10 protein-coding genes and 1 tRNA gene are annotated in these 6,476 nt (G+C 67.6%); 7 read left to right on the forward strand and 4 right to left on the reverse strand.

The annotated features are described in order from the left end of the window. The 3 genes from ABZ855_RS47955 to ABZ855_RS47965 all read left to right on the forward strand — a co-directional run. A partial coding sequence (locus tag ABZ855_RS47955; RefSeq protein ID WP_360820283.1) for a hypothetical protein occupies positions 1–911 on the forward strand: 911 nt, incomplete at its 5' end. A gap of 81 nt (positions 912–992) precedes the next feature. Next, complete coding sequence (locus ABZ855_RS47960; protein WP_360820286.1) at positions 993–1,568, forward strand: AAA family ATPase; 576 nt, start codon at positions 993–995, stop codon at positions 1,566–1,568. A 57-nt stretch (positions 1,569–1,625) separates the two neighbouring features. Then, positions 1,626–1,701: transfer RNA gene (locus ABZ855_RS47965), tRNA-Trp, on the forward strand. Here the strand turns inward: ABZ855_RS47965 and ABZ855_RS47970 are convergent. The 3 genes from ABZ855_RS47970 to ABZ855_RS47980 form a co-directional block, all read right to left on the reverse strand. Then, entirely contained in the window at positions 1,692–1,937 is a 246-nt protein-coding gene (locus ABZ855_RS47970; protein WP_360820289.1) for a hypothetical protein, read from the reverse strand. The genes ABZ855_RS47965 and ABZ855_RS47970 overlap by 10 nt on opposite strands. A gap of 477 nt (positions 1,938–2,414) precedes the next feature. Further along, the gene (locus ABZ855_RS47975; RefSeq protein WP_360820291.1) at positions 2,415–3,368 is read right to left on the reverse strand and encodes a helix-turn-helix transcriptional regulator; all 954 of its coding nucleotides are present in this window, start codon (positions 3,366–3,368) and stop codon (positions 2,415–2,417) included. A gap of 3 nt (positions 3,369–3,371) precedes the next feature. After that, entirely contained in the window at positions 3,372–3,593 is a 222-nt protein-coding gene (locus ABZ855_RS47980; RefSeq protein WP_360820294.1) for a hypothetical protein, read from the reverse strand. Positions 3,594–4,102: 509 nt separating this feature from the next. Here ABZ855_RS47980 and ABZ855_RS47985 point away from each other — a divergent pair. The 4 genes from ABZ855_RS47985 to ABZ855_RS48000 all read left to right on the forward strand — a co-directional run bounded on the left by ABZ855_RS47985 (position 4,103) and on the right by ABZ855_RS48000 (position 5,705). Continuing rightward, the gene (locus ABZ855_RS47985; protein WP_360820297.1) at positions 4,103–4,300 is read left to right on the forward strand and encodes a hypothetical protein; all 198 of its coding nucleotides are present in this window, start codon (positions 4,103–4,105) and stop codon (positions 4,298–4,300) included. A 56-nt stretch (positions 4,301–4,356) separates the two neighbouring features. Next, positions 4,357–4,746 (forward strand): DUF6233 domain-containing protein, encoded by a 390-nt coding sequence (locus tag ABZ855_RS47990; RefSeq protein ID WP_360820299.1) that lies wholly within the window; start codon positions 4,357–4,359, stop codon positions 4,744–4,746. A 44-nt stretch (positions 4,747–4,790) separates the two neighbouring features. After that, positions 4,791–5,021 (forward strand): hypothetical protein, encoded by a 231-nt coding sequence (locus tag ABZ855_RS47995; protein WP_360820301.1) that lies wholly within the window; start codon positions 4,791–4,793, stop codon positions 5,019–5,021. 525 nt (positions 5,022–5,546) lie between these two features. Continuing rightward, complete coding sequence (locus tag ABZ855_RS48000; RefSeq protein ID WP_360820304.1) at positions 5,547–5,705, forward strand: hypothetical protein; 159 nt, start codon at positions 5,547–5,549, stop codon at positions 5,703–5,705. A gap of 111 nt (positions 5,706–5,816) precedes the next feature. On the opposite strand, the gene ABZ855_RS48005 is transcribed toward ABZ855_RS48000, so the two are convergent. Continuing rightward, entirely contained in the window at positions 5,817–6,047 is a 231-nt protein-coding gene (locus ABZ855_RS48005; protein WP_360820306.1) for a hypothetical protein, read from the reverse strand. Between the last annotated feature and the right edge of the window lie 429 nt (positions 6,048–6,476).

Below are 6,476 nucleotides of genomic sequence, written 5' to 3' on the forward strand. Positions count from 1 at the left end.
AAGGCGACGGCCACCACGAAGTAGACCCACTCAACAGACCGGGGTCGGTCCCATTACATGAGCCGACCCCGGGAACATTCCGTGAGCGCCCACAGGTGTTGCGTACCGCGAACGAGCACCACTTCGGTTACGTCTACCCTGCGGGCTTCGCCCTGACCATTTCCACCCGGGTCGAACGGGACGGTCAGTACGTGCACCTGATGCAGGCGCTCGCCGACCCGGACAGCGACGCTCTCCTTGACGACCATCCGGTCCTGATCGACTTCCTCACCACCTGCCACCCCGAGTCGGTCTTCTCTTTCGACGACCGCGACGGACCGCCTCTCGATGTGACGTACTTCGAGAGCTTGGGCGATCTGGCCCGGTGCGCGGCGGCCTACCGTGATGCCCAGAGCCTGGACGGCTGGGACGCGGTGCGTGTCATGGTCAAAGACATGGCCAGCCCGGAATCCCGGAACTCCCTGATGTTCCTCGGCTCGGCAGCCGACCCGCAGACCCAGCCGATCCCCCGGGGGCTCCTCCTGGTGGCGCCGGAGGTGGAGGAGGAGGACTGCGACAGCGCGTCCGGGACCATTGACGTCCCGGTTGTCTGCAACCTGGCTCGCTCGAGCCTCGTCGCCTGGTTCTCCGGCCACGGATCCGTGCTGTTCCATGAAGGTGATCTGTGCGGATTCAAGGTGCCCGCCTTCCGCTTGGACACCGTCGAGGTGCTTCCCCGAGTGCCGAGCCGGTCCCTGTTCCCACGAGTCCTGCTCGGGCCGCGGACGCTGGCCTTTGACGAAGGACGGTGGCAGGAGAGCGACGCCGACACCGGGCAATGGGCAGACGACGTTCGCCTTCGTTTCCAGCTGGACCAGGCCGACGTCCCGTTCTCCGGGAGGTATGTCATGGAGCGGGCCGCGATCCGGTGATGCCGTGGCCTGCCGCGGAGGCCGCCTTGCCGACAGCACGGGGGCCCGCTCCGGTTTCCCCGGCCGCAAGATGCGGCATCAATGTCGGCGGCCGTCGCTATGGTGCCCATCGTGATGGTGGGAACTGAAGTGACGCGGCTGATTGTCTTGCGCGGGAACAGCGCCTCGGGGAAGTCCTCGGTTGCATATGGCCTGCGTGAGCAGTTCGGCAGGAACCTGGCCATCGTCGGGCAGGACAACGTGCGCCGTGTCGTGCTGCGCGAACGTGATCGGCCCGGCGCAGCCAACATCGGCCTGATCGACGCGACAGCGCGTTACGCGCTGGACGCCGGATTCCACACCGTCGTCGAGGGCATCCTGTACGCCGACCGGTACGCCGTGATGCTGGAGGATCTCGTGCGCGACCACCGGGGCACCTCACGTTGCTACTACCTGGATGTGCCGCTGCAGGAGACGCTCCGTCGGCATTCGACGAAGCCGGACCTGGACTACCTGGCCCAGGTCACCGACGAGCATCTGCGGGAGTGGTACCGCGAACGGGATCTGCTGCCCGGCGGCATCGAGGCGGTCATCGACGCCGGCAGCACCCTGGACGACACGGTGAAGCACATCCTGCGTGACACGGGCCTGGACGCAGTGCAGCCCATAGACCGCTGAGGATGCCCGAGCACCGACGAGTCCAAGCAGGTAGCTGCGCGGCTACGATCCCGGCGGGCGGGTGTAGCGCAGTGGTCGACGCGCGCGGTCTCCAAAATCGCGAGGACGCCGGTTCGAATCCGGTCACCCAGCCCAGCCGATCTCGCGGACCTCGATCGCGCCCGCGCGCGGCATGTACTGGATCCACCGCGAGCCGAACGCCTCCCGGATCTCCTCGACCGAGCCCGTGTCCCGTACGTCCGGGAAGGCGTACGGGTGCCGTCGTGCGATGTCGACGAGCGCGAGGACTTCGTGCCGCGCCTCGTCGGTCGGCAGCTCGGCCATCACCTCGACGGCAAGCTCCTCGAACACCGTGCCGTGCCTGTGCATAACGCCCCCTTGTGATCCACAGAGGCGTCACGGTATAGGGGCTGTGGGGGAACGTATGTGCCTGTGGACAACGCGGCGCCGCCGCCCCGGTCGGGCACCCCGGGGACAGCGCCACAGGGTGCGGCGCAGGTGGTTGTCGGGCCAACTCCGCGTGGCACGAGGCCGGTCCGGGTCCGGCCCCGCCGCCCCTCCCGTCGTTCTCCCGGACTCGCGTCACACCTACCGTGTCGCGCCGCACAGCCCCCCAAATTGGGAAGGATCCGAGCAAGGAGCCCCGGCGGTTGGTGACGTCGAAGCAGGCGTTCCGCCCTTGGGCGCTGGGCAGAGTGGGCCCGGTTACCGGCGCTCCGCCGCCGAATGGGACGACAACGCATCCGCCGGACTCACCTGACCGCATGTCACCCCGGTTACTGGTTTGCCCCATTGCCCTCAACGGGGCAAACCAGCCGTTGACTACGCTTCCGGCGGGAAATGTCGCTACGCGACGATCGCCGTACCGCCGAGACTCTTGCTGACGGTCTTCACCCCCAGTCGCGACGGCGCTCTGCTCGGTCCCCCAATACCTGCTCCGATGGCCCTTGAGGCCGCCGTGACCGCCATCTTCCGGCGTACCGGCTGCGGGGACCGGGCCGGCGGCGGCACAGAACCGGACGCCGGAGTGTTTTGCATGCAGACAAGGCAGGACGTGGACATCCTCTTGATCACCCGGATCAGCTTGGTGACGTCATGGCCGTCCGATTGCGGGCGGGTGAGGGTGATACGCCGGACCTCCTGCCCGTCGGGGGTGCGCTCGGGGTCCGAGTGGAAGAACACCGGACGGCCGTCCGCAAGCACGCCTTCGGAGGCCCGGCGATGTGCCATGATCGCGGGTCTGCCACCCAGCCGCTGCTCCTCGGCCCGGTCCCACGCCTGTTCCCACTCGCGCAGCGCCATCCCCTTCGCCCCGCAGGCGATGGCAAACTCCCTGACGAATTGGCGGGTGGGGCGTCCACCTTCCTGGCGGAGGAAGCGCCCGACGGTGGCGTGGGCCAGGACACCGTCGCTGGCCGCCTCCAGCTCGCGGTACGGCCGCGAGCCGTCCTTCTGGTAGATGTCGGCCAGCGCTGCGTGCAGTTCCGCGAAGTTCCGCACGTACCGGGGGTGCGGAACGGGCTCCTCGCAGCCGCGGACGGCCCGGTAGCGGGCGCGTTTCCACAGCCGCTCAGCCTCACCGGGGTCGGCGCTGCACCCTGCGGCGTAGGCCCGGACCGTCTTCAGCTTCGGTATCTGCTCACCGGACGCGGCCCGGATCAGCGTCGAGGCGCTGCACCCGGATCGCGCGGCGAGCTCCCTGTAGTTCAGGCCCGCGCGGCTGCGATGATCGCGCAGGCAGCGGACCAGTTTCTCCAGCTCCCGGTCGCACGGGGCGATGGGGTTCTCCCGTCGTCCCATCGCTCAGCCCTCCACTGCGGTCTGCTTGCCGGAGCGCGCCCGGCGGACCAGGCGCACGCCCGTGTCCGTCGCTTCGGCGAGCAGGACCAGGACGGACAAGGCCGGCATCCCCTCGAGGGCAAGCAGCACGGCCAGAACCAGGACGACCACAACGACGGTCGCCTCAGGACCGGTCAGCGGCCGGTCGCCGGGCACCACGCAGGCAGCATGGATGGTGTGAGACATAGATTTCTCCCGTTCGGTGTCTGTTCGGGCTCCCCAACTGGCCTCTGCGCACAAGCGGTTGCCGTCGCCCACACGAGTGACCTTCCACGATGTTGACGCACCCCCGCGGGTACGAAGACCCGTTCTCTACCTACGCCGGGGTATAGGCCCACTCCTGTCTCAGACTGGCCGCTGTGGATCCAGAACTTCGCACACCCGGATTTCGCAGGTCAGTGCCATGACGCTGCGGGCGTTGCACCGCGGCCGTCTCAATCACGGTTGCGCCCCGTGCGCGTACGAGGTGATTCTTGGTGTCGCCTCATGTGCCAAGCACTCAGGCATCCCGTCTGTCTGTGGGCTCCCCCTTCGGCTTCGGGACATCGTCGTGGTCGGCCGCGTTGCCGCGAGGGCCCCGCGACTGTCGGCTCGTTCACTCGCCGACACAGCGCCGAGGGGCCGGTGGCATCGCCACCGGCCCCTCGCAGATCGGCTCCGCCGATCGTTAAGACGTCCATTACGGCGCCCGCGACATGCTGCCCAACCCGGAGAACAACATCGAGCCGATCGCGAAGCTGCTCGGCGTCTCCTTCGGCACCCTCTACAACCACAGCCCGACCGGCGTGAACTCCTCGCAGCCCGGCCCAGCTGAAAGCTGCCGCCCGGTGAGTCCCGGCCCGCCTCTGCGTCACTCAACCTTCGGTGACAATACTCAGCCTTCGCTGCGATAGGTCACGGAACAAACATCACACAACCATGCGCGAGTTCGTTGGCTAGTATCGAACATATGAACGAGCTGCCTCCGGATCCACGGCGCCTCCGCGCGATCCTGTCGCACCTCGACCATCAGCTCGCAGCCAACGAGACGATCGCCACCTACCTGCGACTCCAGCGCGACGCCGTACACCGCGCCCTCACCGCAGCCGAGCCTGCTCCCACCCCGCAGCAACGTCCCCAACCACCCCCGAGGCCGAAGAGCGCGTACATCTCCGAGCAGGCGACCCACCAAGGGCATCCGCTCGGCTGCACCATCCACGTCGGCGGCTGCGTCATGGCGACTCGGCCCGTCACCGGCCTCACCGCCGAGGAAGCGCGGGGGGCGCTCAGCAAGGACGCGCGGTTCTTCCACCCCTGCGAGTTCTGCCGACCGGACACAGCTCTGGGGATCCTCGAATGAGCGGCCAGGGTGCAGGTGCGTACCGCCCGGATGATCCTGAAGGCATGGCTGGACCGATTCGCGTGGTCGTGCATCCGCCGTCGCCGACGGGCGGCCGGCGTGTGCGCGTGGACGGCGAGATCCTCGGTCTGGCGCACAACATCTCCGACGTCGCCGAGTTCCTGCGGCGGGCCGGACTCGAAGTCGACCCGGCCGAGGTGGCGACGGTGGCGTGGATCGACTGGCGTGGTGGTGGCCCCGGAGAGTGGGGTGGTCTTGATGCCGGGAAGTCCTAAGTGGTAAGGGTGGGGCAATCAGGACGGGCCTCCGCCGCTGCACCCACCGCCACGAGAGCCGATAGGTGCCCAGCCGGATCAGCCGCTGAGCGCGGAACAGCGAGCGATCAATCTCGACTGGACGGTCAACGGCTACGTCGCGAGGGGCTGGCGCTTGGAGTCGCGCTCGCCCACCCAGGTCGTGATGGCTCGCTGGGAACCCGTAAACCACGTGCTGCACGCGATCTTGACAATCGTCACCTGCCTCGTGTGGGGTTTCGTCTGGCTGGTGTTGATCGCTTCAAACAAGCAGGAACGCGTGGCCCTCACTGTCGATCAATTCGGGCATGTAACCAGCGTGCAGGCCCCGGGTTAGGGCGGCGGCCAAGTTATCCACAGGTACGCTCGTGATCTTCGCGACCGTCGTGCGGTGCTCTCTCCGTTGGTCACGAGCACGGGGAGTGTGCGGTGTTGTACAGAGTGGAGCTCTGGCTTCAGATTGAGGAAACGCTGACCGAATTGCCGGAGGAGGGGCGACGCGAAGTGATGGAGCGCCACCCCGCCAGCCCAGACCTAGCCGCCGAGTCCGTCGCCGACACCGCCATCGACGCGGGTCGCTACCGGCATCCGGTCCGCTTCGTACGGCTGCGTGACGACCTCACCCCGCAGCCGACACCGCCCTTTGCCGACCGACGAACTCGGTGAGCGCTCCTCTTGGTTGGGGCTGCAGCCATTCTCCGCGTCTCCAAGTCGCTGTCCAGAGCCAGCCGCAGCCCAACAGCGTGCCGCTCCACCCCGGTACGGGGCGAGGGTCCGTCAGCCTGCCCACCCCATGTTGACGATGTCGATTCCGTCCAGTGAAGCGATGAAGGCCACCCACGTCCGCGGCCCGAACCAAAGCGCCGCCTCCCAGCCGCCCGGCTCCGGCCACGCATCCCTCCGGACCAGCGCCTGCGCGATCGTCTCCATGACCTCCTGCCGCCCCTCCCCCGGCAGTTCAGCCAGCGCGTCCTCGACCCGGACTGCCAAATCCACCCTGTACGTCATCACGTACCCCCGTGCTCGTGATCAGCTCCGGCAGCACCGTACGACGCTACGGACGCCCCTGCGGCGGCCTGTGGATAACCCTCCGGAGCCGGCCGTTGACACGTTCTGAAGGGGGGTCCCCTCAGTGGTCATCACCGGACACGATGCGATCCACACCCCTGGCCGGTTCGCAGCATCCGCCGTACTGATTGCGGTGGGTGCAGCGGTGTCCGTCCCACCGTAGAACGCAACGCGGGATCTTCGGCCGGGCCGCCGGCCATCGCTCACGCCGGTCTGTGCCCAGCCCAACGAGCTGTGTGCGCTGCCTCCCTGGCATGTGGGGCTGGCCAGGGATGATTGCTTAAATGGTTTTACGGATGCAGGGTTTTCCATACCCAGATGACGCGTAAAACCTGACGGGGACGCTGCGGATGCGTAAAGTCTTAAGCG

The sequence above is a fragment of the Streptomyces sp. NPDC047042 genome (assembly GCF_040644035.1).
Taxonomy (GTDB): Bacteria; Actinomycetota; Actinomycetes; order Streptomycetales; family Streptomycetaceae; genus Streptomyces.